This is a genomic window from Spirochaetota bacterium (genome assembly GCA_038043445.1).
In the GTDB taxonomy this organism is placed as follows: Bacteria; Spirochaetota; Brachyspiria; order Brachyspirales; family JACRPF01; genus JBBTBY01.
Genome location: JBBTBY010000098.1, coordinates 14,825 through 38,214, shown reverse-complemented (window position 1 = coordinate 38,214; position 23,390 = coordinate 14,825). Strand labels below are relative to the sequence as shown.

At 54.9% G+C, this 23,390-nt stretch carries 22 protein-coding genes and 1 tRNA gene; 12 read left to right on the top strand and 11 right to left on the bottom strand.

The window, feature by feature from the left end:
• Nucleotides 1–219: 219 nt before the first annotated feature.
• Together AABZ39_14365 and AABZ39_14360 are read right to left on the bottom strand one after the other, a co-directional pair.
• Entirely contained in the window at nt 220–777 is a 558-nt protein-coding gene (locus tag AABZ39_14365; protein MEK6795962.1) for a P13 family porin, read from the bottom strand.
• Nucleotides 778–982: 205 nt separating this feature from the next.
• Nucleotides 983–1,408 (bottom strand): hypothetical protein, encoded by a 426-nt coding sequence (locus AABZ39_14360; protein ID MEK6795961.1) that lies wholly within the window; start codon nt 1,406–1,408, stop codon nt 983–985.
• 130 nt (nt 1,409–1,538) lie between these two features.
• Here AABZ39_14360 and AABZ39_14355 point away from each other — a divergent pair, with 130 nt between their 5' ends.
• From AABZ39_14355 to AABZ39_14340, 4 genes are all read left to right on the top strand, one after another.
• Nucleotides 1,539–1,721, top strand: coding sequence for a hypothetical protein (locus AABZ39_14355; protein MEK6795960.1), 183 nt, complete (start codon nt 1,539–1,541; stop codon nt 1,719–1,721).
• The gene (locus tag AABZ39_14350) at nt 1,718–2,584 is read left to right on the top strand and encodes a sigma factor-like helix-turn-helix DNA-binding protein (GenBank protein ID MEK6795959.1); all 867 of its coding nucleotides are present in this window, start codon (nt 1,718–1,720) and stop codon (nt 2,582–2,584) included. The genes AABZ39_14355 and AABZ39_14350 overlap by 4 nt, the downstream gene beginning before the upstream one ends.
• Nucleotides 2,571–3,374, top strand: a complete 804-nt coding sequence (locus AABZ39_14345; GenBank protein ID MEK6795958.1) for a zf-HC2 domain-containing protein — start codon at nt 2,571–2,573, stop codon at nt 3,372–3,374. Before AABZ39_14350 ends, AABZ39_14345 begins: the two co-directional genes overlap by 14 nt.
• Nucleotides 3,375–3,668: 294 nt before the next feature.
• A complete protein-coding gene (locus AABZ39_14340; GenBank protein MEK6795957.1) occupies nt 3,669–4,433 on the top strand; it encodes a biotin--[acetyl-CoA-carboxylase] ligase in 765 nt (254 codons plus the stop codon).
• Here the strand turns inward: AABZ39_14340 and AABZ39_14335 are convergent.
• Complete coding sequence (locus tag AABZ39_14335; GenBank protein MEK6795956.1) at nt 4,430–6,106, bottom strand: NAD+ synthase; 1,677 nt, start codon at nt 6,104–6,106, stop codon at nt 4,430–4,432. The two genes, AABZ39_14340 and AABZ39_14335, sit on opposite strands and share 4 nt — an antisense overlap.
• Nucleotides 6,107–6,235: 129 nt before the next feature.
• Between AABZ39_14335 and AABZ39_14330 the strand changes: the two genes are divergently transcribed.
• Nucleotides 6,236–7,024 (top strand): helix-turn-helix domain-containing protein, encoded by a 789-nt coding sequence (locus tag AABZ39_14330; GenBank protein ID MEK6795955.1) that lies wholly within the window; start codon nt 6,236–6,238, stop codon nt 7,022–7,024.
• On the opposite strand, the gene AABZ39_14325 is transcribed toward AABZ39_14330, so the two are convergent.
• Genes AABZ39_14325 through AABZ39_14315 form a run of 3 tightly spaced genes read right to left on the bottom strand, consistent with a single transcriptional unit; the run spans nt 7,014 to nt 10,674 of the window.
• A complete protein-coding gene (locus AABZ39_14325) occupies nt 7,014–9,863 on the bottom strand; it encodes an EAL domain-containing protein (GenBank protein MEK6795954.1) in 2,850 nt (949 codons plus the stop codon). The two genes, AABZ39_14330 and AABZ39_14325, sit on opposite strands and share 11 nt — an antisense overlap.
• A complete protein-coding gene (locus AABZ39_14320) occupies nt 9,827–10,183 on the bottom strand; it encodes a hypothetical protein (GenBank protein ID MEK6795953.1) in 357 nt (118 codons plus the stop codon). The genes AABZ39_14325 and AABZ39_14320 overlap by 37 nt, the downstream gene beginning before the upstream one ends.
• Entirely contained in the window at nt 10,180–10,674 is a 495-nt protein-coding gene (locus AABZ39_14315; protein MEK6795952.1) for a hypothetical protein, read from the bottom strand. The genes AABZ39_14320 and AABZ39_14315 overlap by 4 nt, the downstream gene beginning before the upstream one ends.
• Nucleotides 10,675–10,820: 146 nt before the next feature.
• On the opposite strand from AABZ39_14315, the gene AABZ39_14310 reads away from it, so the two are divergent.
• Nucleotides 10,821–11,753, top strand: a complete 933-nt coding sequence (locus tag AABZ39_14310) for an aspartate carbamoyltransferase catalytic subunit (GenBank protein ID MEK6795951.1) — start codon at nt 10,821–10,823, stop codon at nt 11,751–11,753.
• Complete coding sequence (locus tag AABZ39_14305) at nt 11,740–13,014, top strand: dihydroorotase (GenBank protein ID MEK6795950.1); 1,275 nt, start codon at nt 11,740–11,742, stop codon at nt 13,012–13,014. Before AABZ39_14310 ends, AABZ39_14305 begins: the two co-directional genes overlap by 14 nt.
• 45 nt (nt 13,015–13,059) lie before the next feature.
• On the opposite strand, the gene AABZ39_14300 is transcribed toward AABZ39_14305, so the two are convergent.
• A complete protein-coding gene (locus tag AABZ39_14300) occupies nt 13,060–13,914 on the bottom strand; it encodes an AraC family transcriptional regulator (GenBank protein ID MEK6795949.1) in 855 nt (284 codons plus the stop codon).
• Nucleotides 13,915–13,999: 85 nt separating this feature from the next.
• On the opposite strand from AABZ39_14300, the gene AABZ39_14295 reads away from it, so the two are divergent.
• Both AABZ39_14295 and AABZ39_14290 read left to right on the top strand, forming a co-directional pair.
• On the top strand, nt 14,000–15,130 hold the full coding sequence (locus AABZ39_14295) for an alpha-L-fucosidase (GenBank protein ID MEK6795948.1): 1,131 nt from the start codon (nt 14,000–14,002) through the stop codon (nt 15,128–15,130).
• A 256-nt stretch (nt 15,131–15,386) separates the two neighbouring features.
• A tRNA-Thr gene (locus tag AABZ39_14290) sits at nt 15,387–15,458 on the top strand.
• Between the two features lie 17 nt (nt 15,459–15,475).
• On the opposite strand, the gene AABZ39_14285 is transcribed toward AABZ39_14290, so the two are convergent.
• Nucleotides 15,476–16,144, bottom strand: a complete 669-nt coding sequence (locus AABZ39_14285; GenBank protein ID MEK6795947.1) for a hypothetical protein — start codon at nt 16,142–16,144, stop codon at nt 15,476–15,478.
• A gap of 298 nt (nt 16,145–16,442) precedes the next feature.
• Nucleotides 16,443–17,894 carry a decarboxylating NADP(+)-dependent phosphogluconate dehydrogenase gene (gnd, locus tag AABZ39_14280; protein ID MEK6795946.1) on the bottom strand — a complete coding sequence of 484 codons (1,452 nt, stop codon included), beginning with the start codon at nt 17,892–17,894 and terminating at the stop codon, nt 16,443–16,445.
• Between the two features lie 221 nt (nt 17,895–18,115).
• Between gnd and AABZ39_14275 the strand changes: the two genes are divergently transcribed.
• From AABZ39_14275 to AABZ39_14265, 3 genes are all read left to right on the top strand, one after another.
• On the top strand, nt 18,116–20,287 hold the full coding sequence (locus AABZ39_14275; protein ID MEK6795945.1) for an AAA family ATPase: 2,172 nt from the start codon (nt 18,116–18,118) through the stop codon (nt 20,285–20,287).
• A 148-nt stretch (nt 20,288–20,435) separates the two neighbouring features.
• A complete protein-coding gene (locus AABZ39_14270) occupies nt 20,436–21,344 on the top strand; it encodes a M48 family metalloprotease (protein ID MEK6795944.1) in 909 nt (302 codons plus the stop codon).
• Between the two features lie 22 nt (nt 21,345–21,366).
• Nucleotides 21,367–22,614 carry an MBL fold metallo-hydrolase gene (locus tag AABZ39_14265; GenBank protein MEK6795943.1) on the top strand — a complete coding sequence of 416 codons (1,248 nt, stop codon included), beginning with the start codon at nt 21,367–21,369 and terminating at the stop codon, nt 22,612–22,614.
• Nucleotides 22,615–22,632: 18 nt separating this feature from the next.
• On the opposite strand, the gene AABZ39_14260 is transcribed toward AABZ39_14265, so the two are convergent.
• Nucleotides 22,633–22,935, bottom strand: coding sequence for a nucleotidyltransferase domain-containing protein (locus tag AABZ39_14260; protein ID MEK6795942.1), 303 nt, complete (start codon nt 22,933–22,935; stop codon nt 22,633–22,635).
• A complete protein-coding gene (locus AABZ39_14255) occupies nt 22,908–23,306 on the bottom strand; it encodes a HEPN domain-containing protein (GenBank protein ID MEK6795941.1) in 399 nt (132 codons plus the stop codon). The genes AABZ39_14260 and AABZ39_14255 overlap by 28 nt, the downstream gene beginning before the upstream one ends.
• Nucleotides 23,307–23,390: the final 84 nt, after the last annotated feature.

Genomic DNA, 23,390 nt, shown 5'->3' with positions numbered 1-23,390 from the left:
ACATTCTCCGCAAAGGTCGAAACATTCTCCGCAAAGGTCGAAACATTCTCCGCAAGGGTCGAAACATTCCCTGCAAAGGTCGAAACATTCCCCGCAAGGGGTTACTTGTTGTTCAGGATATGCTTAGTCGATGCGAGCATGAAACTCTCCCCTTCCCCTCTCTCACATTTCCGTGAGAGAGGGGAAGGGGTCGGGGGTTGGGGTGAGTGTGCCTCATCCTCAGTACCCCACCGCGAACGAAACGCTCACCCGATGATCTTCTGCCGCTGCGATAGCTCCTATCGTCGACCGAATGGGCGTGTATGACATTCCCCCGATGATGAGCGCATTCCCGAGCTTCGCATTATACTCCCCCTCATACGCGAACGGGCGTATCCATTCAAAGATCCGGAAGCCGAAAAAAACCGCAAGCCCGAGAATGGCAAGTGCAGGCACATCGGAACCCGCACTTGCGCCGATAAGCGCGAGACTGCCGAGCTCTCCGCATAATCCCATCGTCCCGCCGAAGCCGTCGCCCTGCACGTATGAGCCGATGCCGAAGCCGATGAAGAAATTGAGCGCGAACGGCCCGCCCGTGTCCTTTTTCTTTTTCATCTCGTAGAGATTGATGCGGTCCTCGGACGAGAGCTTGAACGCTTTCTGCCTGACCATGAGGAATGTCCTGTCGAGCCCCTGATCGATGAGATAGGATACTTCGAACATGCTGTTGTTCTCTGCCGGTGTGAGCGGCAGGATGCCTATTGCAGCGATGACGGCGAGCGTGATGAGATTTTTCATGGGGAACTCCTTTGAGCGTGTATGGATATCTTGTACGGATAATATCGATGATCATTCCATAATAAAAATATCACTGCGCGGGATGGGATATTGATATACTGCGGATTTCATTGTGCTGACGGAACAAGGGGTCATGACCCCTTGTTTTCTGTCATGACGGATACTTATCCGCGCAGCACATATCGGAATTGGGACGAAAAAGAGGTTATTCCTCCTTCACCATGTTGTACATCGTTATCGAATGTTCATATTCTACGATGATGCGCATACCCCCGTCCTTGTACGTCCCGATGACGAACTTGCACTTCTCGTTATTCGAATCGGTGCAGCGGAAGATGAAATAGGTGCTGTCATCTGCATCCATCTTTTCCGGGGCATCGATGCTTTTAAATATATTATCATGCGCCTTATTCCCTGACATTCTGAACACCATATTCGCAAGGTCGATGTTCACCGCGATGTCGATATCCACCCACTCGATCCATTCCGTCCACGTGCCGTTCCGTTCCATTTTCTGACTTACCGAGTCGATCTGCCTGTTGAAGACCTGGCCGAACGCCGCGGCGGATACGCAGAGAAAAATGAGCGTAAAAGCGGCGGTTTTTGCGGTATACTGTATGCTGTTGTTCATAACGCCCTCCTCGCCATTGGCTGAAGAGTATGTACGGATAGACCCGGTGTTTATTCCAGCGTATTGTCAACTGCGAGCCGCTTACAATTTTAAATAAATATGATATTCTATTGCTATGCGGAGGTTATCGATGAACGAGAGTAAAATGTTGACGATGATTCGCGAAGCCAAAGAGCGGTCTTACGAAGAAGTAAAAACTGTCTCTGTCCGTGACGCGCTTCGGACAATACTCGAACACAGCCATCAAAAAGTCGAGGCATTGGGGTTTCAGAGTAAACCCAGAAAAGACGAGTTGACGCTCAATAATAAATGAGCGCTTTTTCGCCGAACCGGCATGATCCCACTCTGCAGACGGCCATCGATCCTGAATACGCGCTGTTCCAATTGCTCAAGACCAAAGACAGCGAGAAGGCCTGGGATCACTTCACACAGCACTATGCATCGAGAGTAGCGCAGGCGGTCGAGTATAACGTAAAGGGACGCGATGCCGCCTGTGACGCTTTGGTATATGTTCTTGAAAGACTGAAGTCCGACGATATGAAACGGATACGGATGTATCGCGATGAACGGTCACTGTTCGGTACTTTCCTGTCATCGATCACGCTCAATCTTCTGCGCGACTATTTCCGGAAAAAGGATGGGCGGTTCTACTATCCCCGGGCGCTCAAGAGAAAGCCTGAGCATTTTCAGAAGATGTATCGGCATCATATGCGCGGTCATACCTACACCGAGATCTACGGCATGATATCGGCGGAATACCCCGGTGTTTTTGCCGACTATCCGGCCTTCATGAAAGAGATGGCCCCGCTCACCGCGCTCAATGCGAATAAACGCCGAAAAGCGGCTCATGCGGTGAAAAAGAGCGTACCGCTTGACGGCGAGCACAGCGGCGACATCGATGTGCTGCTTGGCATGAGCACGAACCCCGAAAGGGCATTACTGAAGAACGAAACGCGCACGAAGGATGAGGGGATGATCAGGCACATACAGCGCATCCTGGATGCAATGGATCCCCGTGACAGGCTCATGTTCACGTTGTTCTACACGGACGGGCTTTCGCACAAAGAGATAGAAGCGATGATGCATATCGCCGGCACGGCAAAAAAGTTATGGACGATACGAGCGTTTATCCGTAAAGAATTAAAGAGAAAAGGCATATCCTATGAAACACGTTGATACGCTCATTCCCGCATATCACGATAATATGCTCTCCGCAAAAGAACGATCCGCGGTCGAGGCGCATCTCGCCTCCTGCGACGCATGCCGGGCGAAGCTCCGCGAGCTCCATGATACGGTATCGGCATACAACTCGTCGAAAAGTGATGGTCCGCTGCTTCGCAGGGCGCTGAAGCGAATGGATAAGAGATCTGTCCCTGCGTCAGGGAATGCGCTGCGATTCTCCCTGCGGAGAACGATCTATGTCGCCCTTCCCGCCGCCGCGGTATTATTGTTCGCGCTTATCCTTCCCATAGTACGCGCACCGCGCTACGATACAGCCGTCATCGCATCGATGTTCACCGCCGACCTTTACACGCAGGAAAGCATACGCTCGCGCGGGCAGACGCCGATAATCGCCGCCTCAAAATGCGCGCTTCGTGTCGGCTATTATGCGGCATATATGGACAGATCGCTCAGTGCAGATGACCGCTCCTTCCTCGCCGATATGCTCGCTGATAATGTGCGCTGTGCGGGTGTGCGCATGACGAATACTATCTCAGTGCAGGAAAGGGATATCATGCAGGTGCGGGCGAAATATCCACAGGAGTTCGAGACCGGTGCCGCGTTGTGGAAGTATTCCTATCTTCTCGTCTCGTCAAATACCGCGTATGTTGTTCCGGAACCAGGATATCTTTCGAAAGACGCTGCCGGAAGAAGTTTATATGAACAGATGACCAATGTATCCCCCACAGATCATGCCGCACAGGCGGCAGTACGAAGACGGATCGCAGAATATATCAATAGATAAACACTGACGCCCTTGCTCGTTTTTTTCGCGAGACTTCAGACACGGGGATTGACGGTATACTGCACCCGGATATACTAAACACTCACCCATCCCCCGCCGCGAAATACGCGGCACCCCCTTCCCTCTCTCGCCGAGATGTGAGAGAGGGAAGGGGGCTTAATATCAGTTGAGGATATTGACAGTTGAGATTTTATTTATACTGCAAAAATAATTCAAACAAACAGACACTAAACACTCCCCTTCCCCTCTCTCACTTTTCCGTGAGAGAGGGGAAGGGGCTGGGGGATGGGGTGAGTGTCAAATAGCATTCTATATTCCCCGGACACTCTCACCCGCGGCAACCCCTCGCTCAACGTCACCATACTCGACACCATCGATTCAACGAATACCTACGCAAAAACGATCGCCGCCGACCGTAACACCCTCATCCTCGCCTACGAACAGACAGCCGGCTACGGCCGCTTCCAGCGCGCATGGAAAAGCGGTACGCGAACTGATATCATGATGTCGCTTCTCCTTGTCCGTCCCACCGCCGCACCCGGGGCCATGGTCTCGCTCTATGCCGGCTTTGAGCTCTTGAAGGCGATGGAAGGCTATGTCGACAAGCCGCTTGCAATAAAATACCCCAACGACATATATATCGACGGAAAGAAATGCGCAGGCATCCTCGTCGAGCACATCTATCGCGGCAAAGAACTGGAACGCACCGTCATCGGCATAGGAGTGAACGTGTTCGGCGATACGGCACCGCTCCGCATCGAAGGCATTACCGCCGCATCATTGTCCGAATACGGCTTCTTCGACGATGTGAACGTGCTCATCGAACGATTCCTTTCCGGATTCTTCGGGGAGCAGAGTTTCCTGACCGCCGATGCGCCGCTCTTCATCGAGAAGCTCGCGCGCTATCATATGCTCTACGACAAGCGCGTACGCGTCATCGCCGACGGCGAAGAGTTCGCCTGTACGGCAAAGGACATCACCGTCCGCGGCGGGCTAATGCTTGAAAAAGGCGGCGTATCACATGAATACGTCGATGTATCGATCATAAAGATACTCTAGAATCTTGTATGATATTTCTGCACGATGGGGAATACGCGCCCGGGGCGAAGCGCCTTCCTGCTCACCTTGAGTATGCACGGCGCCTGACGGCGCTTGTATTCGTTCTTATGCAGCGTGGAGACCACCCATATCACCGTCGCGCGTTTATGCGTCTTCGATATCTCCTCGATGCTTTTCCCGTCCTCGAGATACAGATGCAGTATATCATCGAGCACATCGTACGGCGGGAGCGTGTCCTGATCGGTCTGGTCCGGCTTCAGTTCCGCGGACGGCGCCTTGACGAGCACGTTCTCCGGGATGACATTGTTCATGCTCGTATTGATATGCCGCGCAAGGGCGTAGACATCCGATTTAAGGACATCGCCTATCGGAGCAAGCGCCCCGCAGAGATCGCCGTAGAGCGTGGCATAGCCTGTCGACATCTCCGATTTATTGCCGGTAGCGAGCATGAGATAGCCGTACTTGTTCGATAATGACATGAGGAGCATGCCGCGTATCCGCGACTGCAGGTTCTCCTCGGTGACATCATCCTTCATCGCGCGTTCCTTCTCGGCTTCGGTGAACATGCTCCTGCCTACCCCGGTGCGAAGGACATCTTTCATCGCGGCGAAGGGACCCTGTATCGGGAGCGTAAGTTCGCGTATGCCGAGCGCTTTCACGAGCGCGCGTGCATCGCTCACCGAATGGCCCGATGAGAACTCGCTCGGCATGAGCACGCCGAGGACGTTCTCGGCCCCGAGCGCACGTACCGCGAGCACGGCCACCACCGCGCTGTCGATGCCGCCGGAAAGGCCCACCACCGCACGGGAGAATCCGAGCTTGTGGAAATAATCGCGTATGCCGATGGTAAGCGCATCCATGAGATCGGCTATCTTGGGGAGATCCGCCGGCGGTTTTTTCACATACGCGACAAGATCGAACGCAGATGATGCTTCCGTGAAGCGCGGTGCGGCGAAAAGTATCTTGCCGTTGCGTACGACGAGCGATCCCCCGTCGAAGATGAGCGAATCGTTCGCGCCAACCTGGTTGACATAGACGATGGTCGTTTTCCAGCGCTTCGATGCATGCTGTATGAGCTCACGCCGGTAGAGATGCTTGTTCATCTCCCAGGGCGAGGCGCTGATATTGATGATGACCGTCGGCTTCTTCTTCATGAGCTCTTCGAGCGGGTCGCTGTCATAGCGGCGCTTCCTGTTGAACCGCTCGTCGTTCCAGATATCCTCGCAGATGGTTATGCCGATGCGCTCCTTCCCGAACTTCATCACGCGCGGCTTTTCATTGTTCGTCGTGAAATAGCGCGATTCGTCGAAGACGTCGTAGGTGGGGAGCAGCGTTTTTTTTATTACATCGACGATGGCGCCCTTGTGGAACACATACGCTGCGGAAAAAAGGCGTTCCTGGCCATGTATCATCTCACGCAGCGGCGCACCGACGATGACCATGCGCTCCTTGGGCAAGCGTCCCTTGAGATAGCTGATGAACGAATCGGAAAGCTCGAGGAAATCGCGCCGTTCAAGGAGATCGAGCGGCGGATACCCGGTGAGGCAGAGTTCCGGCGTGCAGATACAATCGGCCCCCGCGGCATCGCCCTCGCGTGCTGCCGATATCACTTTATTGAAATTGCCTTCGATATCGCCGACAATGGGGTTCATCTGACCTATGAATACTTTCATCGTTCATCCGTAACGTGTTCGCCACGCGATTATACACCGTGATATGACGAATGCAAACGATGCTTCGCGGCGGCCTCGCTTTGGCGTGCCGTGTTTGACAATCATCTGTGTGCGGGGTATATTTCATATATGAAAAGCCCGTTTTCACAATATGGCGAGAAACCACTGCCCGTCTCCGAACCAGTGGAGAAAACGCTCACCGTGCTCGAACATATCGATGCGAACAGCGGAACGCCGCTCATGATCAACGACCTCTTCACGAAAACACAGATACCGAAAGCAACGCTCTACCGCATTCTTACCACGCTCGTTGCACGGGGATATGTCATCAAGGAGGGTCATTCCTACCGTGCGAATTTCCACATCGAACGCCGTCAGCCGCCTCAAGCAGTATACCTCAATCGCGCCGATGCTGTGATCAATGACATCGTCGCACGGACGTCGCGCTCGGCCGAGATAATGACCGTCGACAGCACGGACCTCTACTGGTATGCAAAGGCGGAGCCGCCTGACAGCGCCATACGCATCGTCGCAAAGAAAGGGTTCCGCCGTACGCTCTATGAGCTCGATGCGCCGTCACGCATCTATCTCCGTCATATCGGCATAGACGAAATGGCGCTCCGGTTCGACAGGAACGATTTCCACGCGAGCGGCCCCGAGAAAAGCGATCACCGCAGACTGCGCTGGGACGAAGCGGCGGATATCATACGGTCGACCGACCCGTTGTTCGCATACGACCTCAGGGGCAACAGCAACGGCATACGCCGTTTCGTGACGCGCGTGCTCGACGCCCGCGGCGCCTTTCTCTGCCTCATCGCTATCGCCGAAGCGGCGCTCATGACGGGCGATGAATCGTCCATCGCGGCGCGCTATGCGGCTGCGCTCAGTGACGCCCGCACATCGCTTATCAATGGGTAAGGTGCCCGACCAGTGAGGTGAAATCCGGGACCGCAACGGGCTTGCTGTAGAGATACCCCTGCATATAATCGCATCGCATATCGGTAAGGAGCGTCTTCTGTACGTCCGTCTCGATGCCTTCGGCGACGACCTGCATGCCGAGATTATGCGCAAGCGTGATGATGCCCTTGATGACCATGTTCGCTTCTATGGTCGGCGACATCACGAACGACCGGTCTATCTTGAGATGGCTCACCGGGAAGCGCGTGAGATAATTGAGCGATGAATACCCCGTCCCGAAATCGTCGATGGCGAAACTGATGCCCAGCGCCCGTATGGCGTCCATGGTCTCCTGCGCGCGCGTGGGGTCATCGATGAGCGTATTCTCGGTTATCTCGAATTTCAGATCGACGCCCGGCGGCGTCTTCTTCACGATCGATGTGACCTCGCTCACGAACTGCGGATCGGCGAACTGCCGTCCGGAAATATTGACGGCGAGGAAGAAATTCTTCACCGCACCGATGTTGAGCCTCGACACGTCGGCAAGCGCACGCTCGATCACCCACGCGCCGATGCTCTTGATAAGGCCCGAATCCTCCGCGATGGGGATGAAATCGTTGGGCGGCACGGACCCGAGGGTGCGGTTCTTCCAGCGTATGAGCGCCTCGGCGCCGGCGAGGCAGCCGACACGATTGACGATGGGCTGATAGTAGAGCTCAAGCTCGTTCCTGCCGACCGCACCGCGCAATTCATTGAGCACCTGGATCCGGCGATACGTACGCTCGTTCATCTCCTCCGTATAGAAGGAGTACGGCGTCTTCGTCTTTTTCGCCTCATACATCGCGATGTCCGCGTTCTTCACGAGGGAGGCGCCCTCCTCCGCGTCGCGCGGATACAGGCTTATGCCGATACTCGCCGATATATGCGCTTCGTTCCCCGCTATCGTGAACGGTGCACGAAGGGCGTCGACTACTTTCCCCGCCACCTGGGCGGCGTCCTCTTCGTGGGCGATGTGCGTAAGGATGACAGTGAACTCATCGCCCGCGAGCCGGAATATCATATCGGTGCTCCGCAGCGTCCCGACGATGCGCTCGGCTATCGATACGAGGAGCTGATCGCCGACGAGATGCCCGACGATATCGTTTATCTCCTTGAAATTATCAAGATCGATGAAGAGGAGCGCACGCAGTTTCTCGCTCTTCGTGCGTGATGCGAGCTTGATCGTCTCGTCGAGCGCCTCGAAGAACGCCTTGCGGTTACCGAGGCCGGTAAGCGTATCGTGATGCGCCATGTGCGCAAGCTCCTCCTCGAAACGCTTCCTCTCTATGATCTCGCCGATCTTGCCGGCGACAAGGGCTATGCCCGCCTGATCGTCAGCGCTCATCGCGCTGTCGTGAAAAAAGCCGAAATGTCCCGCCATTTCTCCGCGGGAAAGGAACGGCACGAGATAGAGACGCGAAAGGCCGAGCAGACTCACCGCCCGCGGGGAAAGTGCGCGCATGATGCGCTTCTCGGGCGGGAACAGGTCGCCGAGAAAACGAGAGAGCGCTTTGCGATCGTCTATTTCGATCGGTTTGCGGTCGGTGTAGAATTCGGTGATGCGGCTTCCCGGGAACAGCGCGACGGTCTTGCCGATCACTGACGCCCCGGTGAAGCGCTCGGCAGCGGCGATCTTATTCCTGTCTATCGTGCTGTATTTGTAGATGAACGCGTCCGCGCCCTTGCGCAGGCTCACATCGACGTCGGTGAACCCATAGAGCGATTTGAAACGCTCGCACGTGAAACCGATGATGTCATCGAGGGAATCTCCGGCGAGGAAACGGCTGTTTATGTCGTTGACGAGCGAGATGCTCCGGTACGCCTCATCGGCCTTTTTCTGCGCGGCACGCCGTGAAGAAATGTCGCGCGCGAGGGCAAGTATCGCCGGGCGTTCCCCGTAAAGCACGGCGGTCGCCTTCACCTCCACGGGAACGGTCTCCCCGTCCGCCACGCGCAGATTCGTCTCGAAGATGGCATGCCCGCCGTTGGCGAGCGAACGATAGATGATCTCATCAAAGCCTTTATCGACGATGTCGGCGAACGAACGTTTCACGAGCGCCTCACGGGATATGCCGAGGCGGTTGACCGCCATGGCGTTCGCTTCTATTATCTTCCCCGCCATATTTTCCGTGCGTTCGAACAGGAGGACGATATCGCTGATGTTGTTGAACAGCGTCCGATAGCGCAGCTCGCTCTCGGAGAGATCCTCCTGCACACGGCGGCGCGAAATGGCGATGGAGATTATCCGGAGCATGTCGGGAATGATGTCCTTATACCGTTCCGACCACCCGGGTTTCGCTTTCTTCTCGCGGCACATATCGAACGATATAATGGTATCGAGCGGATTTTTTGACGTGCGGTACGGGACGGCGAGAACAGCATCCACGTTCTGTTCCGCGACGAGCCCCTCGACAAAACGACGGATCGTACGCCGAAGAAAGACCGGCGCCTTCTTTATCAGTCCCTCGATCGTGACCTCGAAATACGTTTCCTTGATGAATAGATTGATGAGCCATACCGGGATGAGCGCGCCGACTGACGGGCGTACCCCCTCCTCACGCCACTCATGCGTCGTGACGAAATTCTTCCCCTGCCGTACATTGAAGCAGGCGCGGCTCACGCCGAACGCAGGCCCGACGATATCGAGCAGCCTCTGTATTATCTGCGTTTCGGAAAGCGACGTGTCGTCCGCCGTCTCCCATATCGCGGTGCGCAGCGCCTTGAAATCATCGGAACGGACCGCGGACGTCCTTCCCGTCCTTCGCCTAGGCACACGCACGCGCTTCATCGGCCGCTCTTCTCGATACGGATGATGCGCCATCGATGTACGGACTCATCGAAGTTCATTGCCAGCACCCAGTATCCTCCGGCAGCGGCGGGCATGATGACGCTGCCGCGGTCGGCATCGACCTCGGGATCGTATGCGAAGGACGTGAACTCATTGGAACGGACCGCGGTACGAAAGCCATTGGTGAGTATGCCGGGGTCTATCGAGCGCGACGCGAACCAGGCGCTGTCGCCGTCCGCCGCGGCAGTGATCGCTTCACTGTAAAGCGCGATCATTGCACGCTTGCGGGACAGGGACTCGTTCGTGCAGCCGCAGGCAAGGAGAACGATGATGATAACAGCGTACGGCCTCATCGCTGCCCCGCCGATGCATCGTCGATATTGATGGTCAGGAGCCGCCACTCGCCGCCCTGCCAGAGCGCGACGTATTCGAGCGCATGTGCATGCGACCGCTCGCCGCCGTAGCGTATGCAGGCGACAACGCGGGCAGCCTTGCGGTGGATATCGTAACGCACCGGATAGGCGCCGCTTGCGGGGAGCTCTGACGCCATGGACGATGCATCATCGGAGAATATGCGGCGGAAAAAAACGCCTTTATCGGCTATCGAGGCCTTCACATCGCGGGGATCGAAGGCGAAGCGAAAGGGCATTGCACGGAGGGCGGCAACATCCTTGACGGCCTTTGCCGGGATGAAGAAGGAGAAGAACGTCCGCGCATCGCGCGTTACGATGGTCCGCGAGAGGCGTGTCTCGAATGCGGCAAGCGACATGAGCGGCGCATCATACCGTGCGCACGAGAAGAACATGAGTGCACAGAGGAACCCTACTGCGGGCATGACTTTCATAGGGGAAATTATATCGCACCGCGGCGGAAAAGCAAACTGGCAAGCGCATGCTGAGCCATGAGAAAACCGCACGCCGCCGATTGATAAAAATATCGAATAGGGTATAATGCAATCCCGGTACAAAGCTTCGTACTACGGGATATCGCATGTCAGTCAAACATCTGCTCGGTCTTGAAGACCTCTCTCGCAGAGATATCGAGAATATACTCGAAACAGCAAAACCGTTCAGGGACGTATTCACCCGTTCGGTGAAAAAGGTCCCCGCGCTCATCGGCAAGACCGTCGTTAATCTCTTCTTCGAGAACTCCACGCGCACCCGCACAAGCTTCGAGCTTGCCGCAAAACGTCTTTCCGCGGACGTCATCAATTTCACCGCCTCGGCAAGTTCGGTCTCCAAGGGCGAAACGCTCATCGATACGGTAAAAACGATAGAAGCACTTGCCTGCGATATCATCGTCATGCGGCACAGCGAATCGGGTGCGGCGAGCATGCTCTCAAAACAAGTGCGCTCAAGCGTCGTCAATGCCGGCGACGGCATGCACGAACACCCCACACAGGGCCTTCTTGACATGTTCACCATGCTCGAACACAAGAAGCGCATCGAGGGACTTAAGGTCGTCATCGTGGGTGACATACTCCACTCCCGCGTGGCGCGCTCAAACATCTTCGGTCTCATTACACTGGGCGCGCATGTGACGCTCTGCGGCCCCCCGACGCTCGTCCCGCGATTCGAAGGCCTCCCGCTTACCATTGAATACGATCTTGCCAAGGCGATAAAGGATGCGGACGTCGTCAACATACTCCGCATACAGCGCGAACGCATGGATGCCAATTACTTCCCGTCGCTCCGCGAGTACACCAATCTCTTCGGCCTCACTGAGGAGAAACTCAAACATGCGAGAAAGGACCTCATGATAATGCATCCGGGGCCGATGAATCGCGGCGTGGAGATAGCGCACTCCGTCGCCGATTCCGAGAACTCGGTGATCACCGAGCAGGTGACGAACGGGGTCGCCATACGCATGGCGGTGCTCTATCTCGTATCCGGCGCAAAGGAGACGACCATTGCTGTTGATTAAGAATGGCATCGTTACCGATCCGGCCAACGGCATCGAGAACGAGAAGCTCGATATACTCATCGACGGGGCAGTCATCACGAAAGTGCAGAAGGCCATCACCGCCTCCGGCGCCGAGGTCATCGACGCTTCCGGCAAGCACGTGTTCCCGGGCCTCATCGATATGCATGTGCATCTGCGCGAGCCGGGCGAGGAGCACAAGGAGACGATAGCTTCGGGGAGCAAAGCGGCCGCCGCGGGCGGGTTCACCACCATCGCCTGCATGGCCAATACGAAACCGGCCACGGACACGGCGAGCCAGATAAAGTTCGTCGTCGTGACCGCGGAAAAGGAAGCCGCCGTGAACGTACTCCCCTACGGCGCGGTGACGAAGGACCTTGCGGGTCAATCGCTCACCGAATTCGGCGACATGCTCTCTGCGGGCGCCATCGGTTTTTCCGACGACGGCCATACGATAATGAACGCGAACGTCATGCGCCGGGCGCTCGAGTATCTGCGTATGTTCGACAAGCCCATCATCGTACATGCGGAAGATGACAATCTTTGCGGCAACGGCACCGTGCATGAAAGCGCGTTCGGCCAGAAGAAGGGACTTAAGGGCATACCGAAGGAAGCGGAGGAGATAATCATCGCACGCGATATACATCTTGCGAAATTGACCGGCGGACGTGTTCACTTCACGCATATTTCAAGCGACGGGTCGATCGCCCTCGTCCGTGAGGCGAAAGCGAAGGGACTTCGGGTAAGCGCGGATGTTACACCGCATCATCTGTCGCTCTCCACCGAGATGATAGCCGATTATGATACGAACATGAAGATGCGTCCGCCCTTGCGCTGCGACGAGGACCGCGCCGCACTCAGAGCGGCCGTGCTCGACGGCACCGTGGATGCCATCGCCACCGACCATGCGCCGCACAGCGAGTTCGAGAAATCGCTCGAGTTCGGTATCGCCCCCAACGGCGCCATCGGGCTTGAGACCGCGGTGCCGGTGGTGCTCGAACATATCGTGGAGTATAAACGCGAGCGCATGCCGCTCCTCGCACGTGTGCTATCAGCGAACCCCGCACGCATACTCGGCATAGACCGCGGCACGCTCTCCGTCGGCAGGACCGCTGACGTGACCATCATCGATACGGGGCGCGAGTACACCTACACGAAAGAACAGATCGTGAGCAGGAGCAAGAACTCGCCGTTCATCGGCAAAAAGCTCAAAGGACTCGCCGTGTATACCATCGTCGGCGGGAAGATAGTACACAAGGCGTAACGCTCAGCGCAAGTTGCTGCTCATTCCTCCCAATATGCTATCACATCAGCGCACCGCATTCCTCACCCGATAATCCGCCGGCGAAAACCCCGTCTGCTTCTTGAAATAGCGCGAGAAATAGAATTCGTCGTTGAACCCGAGCTCGCGGGCCACATCCTTCACCGATCGCGCGGTGAGCACGAGGAGGTCCTTCGCGCGGCGCATGAGCTTCCTGTCGCGGTAGGCGCGTATCGTCTCGCCGGTATCGCGGAAGAACGCCCGCGAAAGTCCGGACACCGACATCCCCATGGCACGCGCGATGGAGCCGATGGATAAGGTATCGAACGCGCCGTGCTCAAGATGCGAAAATAGCGCGCGGTAGCGCTCGGCTATGGCAGCATCCCTCGCAAGCGAATCGATATCGATGTCGGCGAAACCGGCAAGCGATGAAAGAAGGAATGCCTTCACGCGCATGATATCTCCGAGCTTTTTGCGCCCGGTCAATGCGATCATCCCCCGCAGGCGGGACATGTCATCGATGGGCATCGATCGCACCTCGCCGAGATCATCGAAAACGTCCTTCCCGGGATACAACTCGAAACGAAAATGGATGTAGAACTTTTCTATCGTCGAATCCGTGCCGGCGGTATAGGATGTATTCACCGGTATCAGATAGATATTCCCTTTCGACAGCGGTATCTTCTGTTTGCCGTGAGAAAGCCAGCCCTTCCCGTTGAGCACGAAATATAAACGATCGTATGCCACATGGTCGTCGGTAAATCCCCAATCGCGCTCACCGTAATAATGGCCATGCACAAGAACGCTGATGGTCACTCGGTCGATGATGTTCGCGAACAAGGGATGCTGTATCTTTTTTATCATCATCCATTTCCCTGAAAAGCCCGTCCATGGAGAATCCATTTTTGTCCATGGACTATGCATCATCAATGCAGTATCTTTATCTCGAATTGTACGGGAAACACCGTATATTTCAACCGAGGTCATTATGAACAGCATTCCCTATCTTGCTCCGTACGTATCCGTCGGCGACATGAAGCAGGCATCGCTCGCATGGTTCCGCAACGCCACATTCGGCATGTTCATCCACTATGGCCTCTATTCGCTCCTCGGCCGCGGTGAATGGGTGCAGTATCACGAGAAGATACCCGTCACCGAGTATGCGAAACTCAAGGATGATTTCACGGCGGAGAAATTCGATGCCGATGCGTTCGTCGATCTTGCCGTCGATGCGGGAATGAAATATATCAACATCACGACACGGCATCACGATTCGTTCTGCCTGTTCGATACGAAGACCACCGATTTCAAGAGCACGAATTCACCGGCCAAGCGCGACCTCGTGTATGAGCTTGCGAACGCATGCGCGAGAAAGAACATCGGGCTTTTCTGCTACGTGAGCTACGGCGCGGACTGGCGGCACCCGTATTTCCACTCCCGCGAGCATGGCAGCGTCGCCGCACGGCCGGATTATCCCTCGGCACAGCCGGAGTATCTCTACCGTGAGAAAAAAGATTTCCGGAGATACATGGACTATGTGCACGCGCAGATAGGGGAGCTTCTCACGAAGTACGGCCCCATCGCCGGGATATGGCTCGATCTGATAATGGATTACTATTTCGCTCACGAGCTCTACCCTATCGAAGAGACATACGCGCTCGTGCGAAAACTTCAGCCGCAGACGCTCATCTCGTTCAAGCAGGGTGCTACCGGCATGGAGGATTTCGCTGCGCCGGAACGACAGGGGGCTTCGCTTGCAGAACGGCTCGAGAAGATGAACGCGCCGGCATCGTCAGTGGAGGTGGCGCGCAATGCCTGGGGAAAGAACAAAGATAAATGGAACGAGATATGCTCAACGCTTCAAATGCACAAATGGGGATACGCAAAGGATGAGCCGCATAGAGATGCCGACTTTGTCATGGCCATGCTCGGCAATGCGCGGGCGCATAACAGCAATCTCATCATGAACACGGGTCCGCTCCCGGACGGGTCGATACATGAAGGCGATGCGGCCGTGCTCAGGGAAGCAGGTAGGCGTATCCGCGAGAACGGCTTCCCGCCAGCGTTGGTGTATAACGAAGAAGAGGCAAGATCGAGCGGCGCCGCCGCAGGAGCGTAAGAAGCCGTCATTCTCAAAATAAGTCTCTCATAATGATTTGATCCGTCCGACGGAAGGGTTAACGATGGACATGCTCGGCCATTCGCTCCACGCTTGTCATATGCGTCATATTATTATCGCTATTCCTTTTTCGAATTTTTTACATTTTCCTTTATTATATGTACTTTGTCCGATTTATATCCAGCGTTCAATGCTTTTCAGCAAATTCATTGACAAATGACAATGGTGTGTTAGAATCCCCGCACTGTCCTTCAACGCTGATGTAGCTCAATGGTAGAGCATCTGATTTGTAATCAGAGGGTTGCAGGTTCAAGTCCTGTCATCAGCTCATTCGTGCAGTGAACCTTACATCTCCCGCGGCGGATGCTCGCGAACGCGCTCGGCGAACATATCTTCCATAAGACTTCTCACGCGGGTGAGCATGTAATACGCCCAGAGCTCCTCCGGTGCGTCATGGAGACAGCGCTCAGATACTTCACTCTTCGAAAGTTCTGCGTTGCTTATCACGTTCACACCGTGCATGTCCTGGACCACGTCGCCGTTATATGATCCGCCTTTAAGCACGAACGGCGGCAGTCTGTCATGCATGATGTGGTTGCGGAGTATCCGTATGAACGACGCCTCGTTGAAGCGCGACGGCGGAATGATATAGTACCACGATGCGGCATTGATAAGCGTGTTCAGATTGAGATCGGCGAGGTCTTCCGAGCAGGACGCCTTTTTGACGGCGCCGACCTCTTTATAGGTAATGTATCCGCTGTCGGCGATCTTTTCCTCAAGAAGGCAGATGATGCATTGCTCGAACAGGACGCCGCTCATCACGCATGAGGCCTCGAAATGAGCGAAATAGTAGGTCTGATGCGTCTGATAGAGGAGATCGAGTATGCGCCGCACGCGCGGGCTTTCGGCCACATCCCCGACATGGAGCTGCCCGTGCGCCAACTTTTTCCTGCGTGCCTCCGCCTCGGCTACGACGGCGGGCGAATACCGTTCGGTGAGCGGCTGATATGCCATCTATCCATTATCGGGAATCGGGCGTGAAAAATAGAGTTCGTATCCATACTATACTGTCCGCCCGTGCTGTGATGCTCGTTCGCACACGCCCTGGCGTTATGCGCCGTTTTGTCGCTTCGACGCTTTTCTTCTTAAATACGCATCGCGCACTTTGTCGAGACTTCGAGTGAGCAGTGTTCCCTCCGGCACAGTGATAACGAACTATACTACGGAGCGATGTTCTCGCAAAGGGCGTATAAAAAAAGACCGCCACCCTCCCGTGAAGGAGAATGACGGTCTTTTACATCCAGGTAATTTGTTATACGACGTATGTCGAAGCGCTCGTATTCCCGCCCCGGCCCGTCCAGTTCGTATGAAAGAACTCGCCGCGTTTCTTGTCGGTACGCTCATACGTATGTGCGCCGAAATAATCGCGCTGCGCCTGAAGGAGGTTCGCCGGGAGGCGTTCGCTCCGGTAGCCGTCGAAATAGTTGAGCGCGGTCGAGAGCGCGGGCGTCGGTATGCCGTTGACGACGGCGGCACCGATGACATTGCGCCAGCCGTCCTGCGCACGGTCGACCTTGTCCTTGAAGAACGGATCGAGGAGGAGATTCGCTATGTTCACGTTCTTATCGAACGCTTCCTTTATCTTGCCGAGGAACACGGAACGGATGATGCAGCCGCCGCGCCACATGAGCGCGATGCCGCCGTAATTGAGGTTCCACTTGTATTCCTTCGCCGCTTCGCGCATGAGGAGGAAGCCCTGCGCATAGGAGACTATCTTTGAGGCGTAGAGCGCGTTCTTCAAGTCCTCGATGAATTTCTTCTTGTCGCCGGAGAACGATCTCTTCGGGGCTTTGAATTCCTTGCTCGCGACGACACGTTCATCCTTGACCGACGAGAGACAGCGTGCGAACACCGCTTCGCCGATGAGCGTAAGGGGTACGCCGAAATTGAGCGCGGATATGCCCGTCCATTTGCCCGTGCCCTTCTGGCCTGCGGTATCGAGTATCTTCTCGACGATGGGGCCGCCGTCCGCATCCTTGAACGCAAGTATGTCGCGCGTTATCTCGACAAGATAGCTTCCGAGATCGCCGTTGTTCCATTCCTTGAACGTGTTGTGCATCTCGTCATAGCTCATGCCAAGCACATCGCGCATGATGTGATACACTTCGCAGATGAGCTGCATATCGCCGTATTCGATGCCGTTGTGCACCATTTTGACGAAGTGCCCCGCGCCGTTCTCGCCCACCCATTCGCAGCAGGGCGAACCGTCCTCCACTTTCGCGGAGATGGACTGGAATATCGGTTTTACCGTAGGCCATGCCGCGGATGAACCGCCCGGCATTATCGAGGGACCGAGGAGCGCGCCCTCTTCTCCGCCGGAAACACCCGTGCCGATGAAGAGAAGGCCTTTGCTTTCCACATATTTCGTGCGGCGTATCGTGTCCTCATAGTTCGAGTTCCCGCCGTCGATGATGATATCGCCCTTCTCGAGAACGGGGAGGAGCTGTTCGATGGTATCGTCAACAGCATTGCCCGCTTTGACCATTATCATCACCTTGCGCGGACGTTCGAGGTTCTCGGAAAGCTCCTTCAATGAATGCGTGCCGATGATCTTCTTTCCCTTGCCGCGGCCGCCCGTAAAATCGTCGACCTTTGACGTGGTGCGGTTGAACACAGCAACGGTGAATCCCTTGCTTTCCATGTTCAGTACGAGGTTCTCGCCCATGACGGCAAGACCGATGAGACCGATGTTCGCTTTTGCCATTGTTATACTCCTGTGATTGCCGCTGTATAATAGCGCATGTGCGGTGAAAAGGGAATGGATGGAATAGCCGGGGATGAATAAAATCGACTTTTATGAATACCGGCACAGACCCGCATATTTCACGGCGGGAAAATGAACACCCTGTCCGGTGAGATCGAACGACAGAACATGACGCATGCCCATGCTATATTCCTCAACGTAACACGGTCACGGAGGACGGCATGGACTTGAACGATAAGGCTTTTATACGGCGCAATCTGGTCGAGATACTCAAGCGCATCCTGAAGCTCTCCGCGGAAAAGACCGTGCTCTATATCAGCGATAATGAATGGCTGGTCATCCTGAGCGCATTTTCGTTCATCTACGACGATAAACGCCTCATCAAATCGCTCTATGCGGAAAAGAAGCTCTGCCGCGACGGGGAGAACGATGCCGCGAACAGAAAGCGTACACGCGCCTTCCTTCAGAAGATAATGTCGCTGATAGCGGCAACGGCGGCAGAACCGCCGCGCGAAGGCTCGCAGATGGAAACGAAGATAGACGGCATTATACGTTCGCTCGGGCTCGGCCGGAAGGAAAAAACGCTCCTTATAACAGCGATCATATCCTATATGTTCGATCTTTCCGATATCAGTCTCGGCGTGAACAATTTCATGGCGAGCGTGCGCTATCTGAACATCGTCACCCGACTCCCTGTGCCGTTCCTGCTCAAGGCACTTTCGCCGGACAGCACGCTTCATGCGTCGAAAATACTCAGGAAAACAGGGGGATATCACCCGTTCAATAACATCGCCATCGACAGCGGCATTGCCGCAGCGATAACGAGCAGTGCCGTCAAGGGCACGGAAATATTCTCTCATTTTTTCCGTGAAGTCCCGCGGGGGATGGGTATGCGGAATTTCCGCCACCTCGATAAGGACAGCGTCATCGTACGCGATATACTGACGAACGCTGTACGGCAGCGGACGCGCGGAGTGAACATCCTCCTCTACGGAAGGCCCGGCACGGGGAAGACCGAATATGCGCGGAGCATACTGTCTTCGCTCAAGATACGCGCGCTTTCCATCGAGCAGTTCCGCGAGAAAGAGACCGACGAGGACGGCAAGGACAGGAAGGCGCCGGCGCCGGAGGAGATGCGTCTGGGTTATTTTTCGCTCTGCCAGCGCATACACCGCGAGGCAGCATCATCCGCGATCATATTCGACGAGGCCGATGCCGTGCTCAATACCATGTCCATGTTCAACGAGAACAGCACCGATAAATCGCCCGTTATAGAAGCGCTTGACCGCGGGAACATACCCGTCATCTGGATAGTCAACGGCATACGCCATATGCACGAGGCCGTTCGCCGCCGTTTCAGCTATTCGATGCGTTTCGACACCATGCCGCACGACGTGAACGAGCGTATCTGCCGGCAGGGCATTGAGCGCGAGGGCATTCCCGAAGAGGCATATACCGAAACGATACAGAGCTTCATCAAGGAGAACCGCATGACGGTGGGGCAGACGACGCTTGCGCTGAAACGCGTCGGGGAGATGAAAGGCCTTTCCGCTGCCGAACTTTCAAGCCGCCTTGAGCGCGTGCTTGTCAGTATGAGCTCGCTCGAGAAGGGACGCACGGTGAGCACCGCCGACAGGATATCAGGCCATTATGATCTCTCCTTCCTTTCCATCGATACGAAGCCCGAGAGCATCATCGACGCCGTCGAACGTTTTACCGACCTAAAAAAAAAGAAGCTCGCATTGCCGGTAAAGAACCTCAATATGCTGTTCCACGGGGCACCCGGGGTGGGGAAATCCGAGTTCGCGCGCTACATCGCCGAGAGCGCGGGAAAACCGCTCATCATAAAACGCGCCTCGGACATCTTCGACATGTACGTCGGTGGGAGCGAGAAGAACATACGCGCGGCCTTCGATGAGACCGAGCAGCAGAACGGCATACTCCTCTTTGACGAGGCGGATTCCTTCTTCCAGCGGCGCGAGAATGCACAACGTTCATGGGAGATCTCGCAGGTCAATGAGCTCCTCAACGCCATGGAGCGTTTCACGGGCATTCTCATCTGCACGACGAATTTCATCGATAATTTCGACCGCGCGAGCCTTCGTCGGTTCGCCTTCAAGGTCCGTTTCGATTATCTTTCCGGGGCGCAGTGCATCGACGCCGCACAGAAGATATTCGGCGATATTCTTCCCGATCACGAATTATGCGCGCTTGTCAAAACAGTGGCCTTTGCGGAAATGCTTGCCATAGGGGATTTCAAGGACGTGTATCAGCAGATAGTGTTCGACCCGGATCCGACCGCCGAGAAGATAGCGGCATTGCTCAGGCATGAGGCCGATTCGCGGACGGGGTCGGCAAAACCCGGCATCGGCTTCCGCGTGCCTCGCGAGTAGCTACACGACGCCGTTCAGCATCTGCTGCTTTTCCGGGAGACGACATATTTTGTCGCATGAATGAGTTACTATTTCGAGAAAGAATGAACTGCCGATAAAGCACACCATTATGCGATCAGGCTGATCGGGCACGTAACGGAGGATGTATATGGGCGCGAAGATATCACAGGCGGCTTTGGGCGCTATACGATCACCTGCCGGCACCTATATCCGCGCATTGAGCGCGCTGCCGGGGTATACGAGATTCATTTCCATGACCGATGTCGAGCGCAGCAGCATAAGCACCAGGGAAATACTCAAGGGCCGGCTTCTGGATGCAAAACCGGTGAATGAAAAACGATACGGTCATATCTATACGATGGTACGAACCATTGCGGACATGTTCGGTATCGCAATGCCCGAGCTCTGGGTATCCCGACGGGCGTATGAGGATGCTCCCGGCATGCGTAACTGCTTCGCCTTTATCCATAAGAAGATAACGGCCGTTCAATTCACCAAAGAGCTCCTCGCGGACGATGTCTCCATCGATGAGATGCGCGCTGCCGTTGGTCATGAGATCGGTCATATCGTGTACCATGCTGCCGAGCTCGATACGTGGATAAAAGCGTTTGTGCAGAAGCTATTCAATGAAGACGAGCAGTATCTCACAGAAGAGGAACGGCGTCTTATAAAGAACGCCGATGACCCGGTATGGCACTGCATCTTTCTTGCGAACATCATTTCCCAGATGGACGAGATGAATGCCGACAGGATAGCGGTGCTGGCATCGCAAGACCCGGCAATACCGGCGGATTGGGTCATCGCCAATGACCCTCACAGCAGCGTAAAGCGCAGGGATGGACTGACGCCGGAAATGGATGATCTCGACATGTCGCATCCGCATCCGCTTATCCGGAAAAAATGCATGGAGCTGTTCTTTGATTCCGATGTATGCAGATCGGCCGGGCTCGGTGTGGGTCGGTACACTATCGATGAGGTCAACGCCGCTGTGCTGGAAATGCTGCCGATACGGTTGTTCAGGGATTCATTTGAGGTTACAGGGCTGATGGGAGGATGAACTTGGCGGTTCATCGCTTGAAATGAATGCATGCATCCATCGCGGCAGTAAAGAGATCGGCGGCAGCTGCGTCGAAGTTGTCTCGAACGGCAAAAGAATTATCATCGATCTCGGCCTGCTCCTTGACGCAAAAGAAAATAACAGCAGCCTTCTGCCAAACGTAAAAGGATTGGACGGCAACGACGATTTGCTGCTTGCAATAATCATCTCGCACATACATCTGGATCATTTTGGATTGCTTGCGTATGTTGATAAGAAGATCCCGGTCATCATGGGGAAAGCGGCGCGCAATATCGCGACAGCGGCCGCGCCGTTCATGCCGGGGGCATGGACTGTACCGAATGCAGGGTTGGATATGGTGTCGGAAAAGTCATTCGTACTCGGGCCGTTCACCATAACGCCGTTCCTGACGGACCATTCCGGATACGACGCATACTCTCTGCTCATTGAAGCGGACGGGAAACGCCTTTTTTACAGCGGTGATCTCCGTATGCACGGAGCCAAGGCGAAATTGACGGAACGGATGATAGAGCATGCTCCGGAGAACATCAATGTGCTTTTATTGGAAGGTTCATCGCTCGGGCGCATTGACAGTGCGACATCATTCCCGAGCGAAGAGGATATCGAAGAACAGTTCGTCAAAGAATATGAAAGAACGGCCGGAATGGTGCTGGTGCAGGTGTCTTCGCAGAATATAGACCGTATCGTAAAGATATTCAGGGCGTGCAAGAGGACCGGCAGAAGGCTTGTCATCGATCTCTATTCAGCCGTTATCCTTGAAGCAACGGGGAACGAAAATATACCGCAGTCGGACTGGCCGGAGGTGGCGGTGTATATTCCTCAGCGGCAGCGGGTGCAGATAAAGAATGAAAAATGGTTCGAGCTTTTACAGCATCATTCCACGAACAGGATCTATCTCAAGGATTTGAAAGAAATATCGGAAAGATCTGTCCTGCTTTTCCGCTCGCTGCACATGAGTGATCTTGAGCAGGCTGGATGTCTTCGCGGAGCATCATATATCTACTCGCTGCGGGAAGGGTATTGGGAACAGGGATCGTATGATCATATACGGAACTGGCTGGAGAAACATTCCATTCCGAAGGTGAGCATTCATACGTCCGGGCATGCGAGCCCGGCAGATCTGAAACGGTTTGCGGACGGATTAAAGCCGCGGAGGATAGTTCCGATACATACATTCGCGCCGGAGAAATATTCAGAACTGTTCGATAATGTGGAGTTCCATAATGACGGTAAATATTGGGAAGTGTGACCGTAGATGATCGAACCGCTATGCAGCGGATGGATACACCACGGTCCCATATTCAAGGATAGAGCGTAAGAAATCATCACCGGACTCGAGCAGTATCGGCTCTATATCGGTATCGATCGGACGGCGGAGCTTATACAGCTGAAAGCTGATGTCAAGGATATCCCCGTTCAACTTATCGCAAACGACAGCGACATCGATATCGCTGTACCTGTTCTGTGTGCCGCGTGCGTATGATCCGTACAGTATGATCATTTTTACCGGCATTACCGCACGAACAGCTTCTGCATACTGCTTTACTTTTTCAATAACGTCAGTATCCATTGATACAGTCCCTCCGTTCTTTTCACTATCTCCCCGCAGCGTTCCGGGGTCATTGCAGCAAGCAGCCGTTCTTCCTCATCAAGATAACGTGAACGCACATTGAGCGGACTCAGGAAATCAATGAAATCCTTCTGCTCTTCTGAAAGCAGTTCATAAATGCCCGCTTCCTTGATAAGTCTGGTCAGATTATGTATATATGGCGGAGCGGATCGTTTTACAGAATAGTAATAGCCTTTGATGATCTTCTCAAGGGTTTGATGGCAGAAAAACACCGATTCGGGATATTTCCCGTGTTCGTGAAGCAGCTTTGCCGTGTCATGATCGCGCGCAGCGATCTCTATCCAATGTGTAACAGCATCATCGGGTGTCATGTATCCACCGTTTCATATCAGCGTAACCATCAGTATAACATATCGTCACAGTGTTATCGGCCTGTGCATGGTATCACTGAACAA

Coding starts and splice junctions, on each gene's coding strand:
- AABZ39_14355 (MEK6795960.1), top strand. CDS start 1,539: ATGAACGAGAGTAAAATGTTGACGATGATTCGCGAAGCCAAAGAGCGG.
- AABZ39_14265 (MEK6795943.1), top strand. CDS start 21,367: ATGAATGCATGCATCCATCGCGGCAGTAAAGAGATCGGCGGCAGCTGC.
- AABZ39_14345 (MEK6795958.1), top strand. CDS start 2,571: ATGAAACACGTTGATACGCTCATTCCCGCATATCACGATAATATGCTC.
- AABZ39_14365 (MEK6795962.1), bottom strand. CDS start 777: ATGAAAAATCTCATCACGCTCGCCGTCATCGCTGCAATAGGCATCCTG.
- AABZ39_14350 (MEK6795959.1), top strand. CDS start 1,718: ATGAGCGCTTTTTCGCCGAACCGGCATGATCCCACTCTGCAGACGGCC.
- AABZ39_14325 (MEK6795954.1), bottom strand. CDS start 9,863: ATGGCGCATCATCCGTATCGAGAAGAGCGGCCGATGAAGCGCGTGCGT.
- AABZ39_14255 (MEK6795941.1), bottom strand. CDS start 23,306: ATGACACCCGATGATGCTGTTACACATTGGATAGAGATCGCTGCGCGC.
- AABZ39_14310 (MEK6795951.1), top strand. CDS start 10,821: ATGTCAGTCAAACATCTGCTCGGTCTTGAAGACCTCTCTCGCAGAGAT.
- gnd (MEK6795946.1), bottom strand. CDS start 17,894: ATGGCAAAAGCGAACATCGGTCTCATCGGTCTTGCCGTCATGGGCGAG.
- AABZ39_14360 (MEK6795961.1), bottom strand. CDS start 1,408: ATGAACAACAGCATACAGTATACCGCAAAAACCGCCGCTTTTACGCTC.
- AABZ39_14295 (MEK6795948.1), top strand. CDS start 14,000: ATGAACAGCATTCCCTATCTTGCTCCGTACGTATCCGTCGGCGACATG.
- AABZ39_14260 (MEK6795942.1), bottom strand. CDS start 22,935: ATGGATACTGACGTTATTGAAAAAGTAAAGCAGTATGCAGAAGCTGTT.
- AABZ39_14330 (MEK6795955.1), top strand. CDS start 6,236: ATGAAAAGCCCGTTTTCACAATATGGCGAGAAACCACTGCCCGTCTCC.
- AABZ39_14320 (MEK6795953.1), bottom strand. CDS start 10,183: ATGAGGCCGTACGCTGTTATCATCATCGTTCTCCTTGCCTGCGGCTGC.
- AABZ39_14270 (MEK6795944.1), top strand. CDS start 20,436: ATGGGCGCGAAGATATCACAGGCGGCTTTGGGCGCTATACGATCACCT.
- AABZ39_14275 (MEK6795945.1), top strand. CDS start 18,116: ATGGACTTGAACGATAAGGCTTTTATACGGCGCAATCTGGTCGAGATA.
- AABZ39_14335 (MEK6795956.1), bottom strand. CDS start 6,106: ATGAAAGTATTCATAGGTCAGATGAACCCCATTGTCGGCGATATCGAA.
- AABZ39_14285 (MEK6795947.1), bottom strand. CDS start 16,144: ATGGCATATCAGCCGCTCACCGAACGGTATTCGCCCGCCGTCGTAGCC.
- AABZ39_14315 (MEK6795952.1), bottom strand. CDS start 10,674: ATGAAAGTCATGCCCGCAGTAGGGTTCCTCTGTGCACTCATGTTCTTC.
- AABZ39_14300 (MEK6795949.1), bottom strand. CDS start 13,914: ATGGATTCTCCATGGACGGGCTTTTCAGGGAAATGGATGATGATAAAA.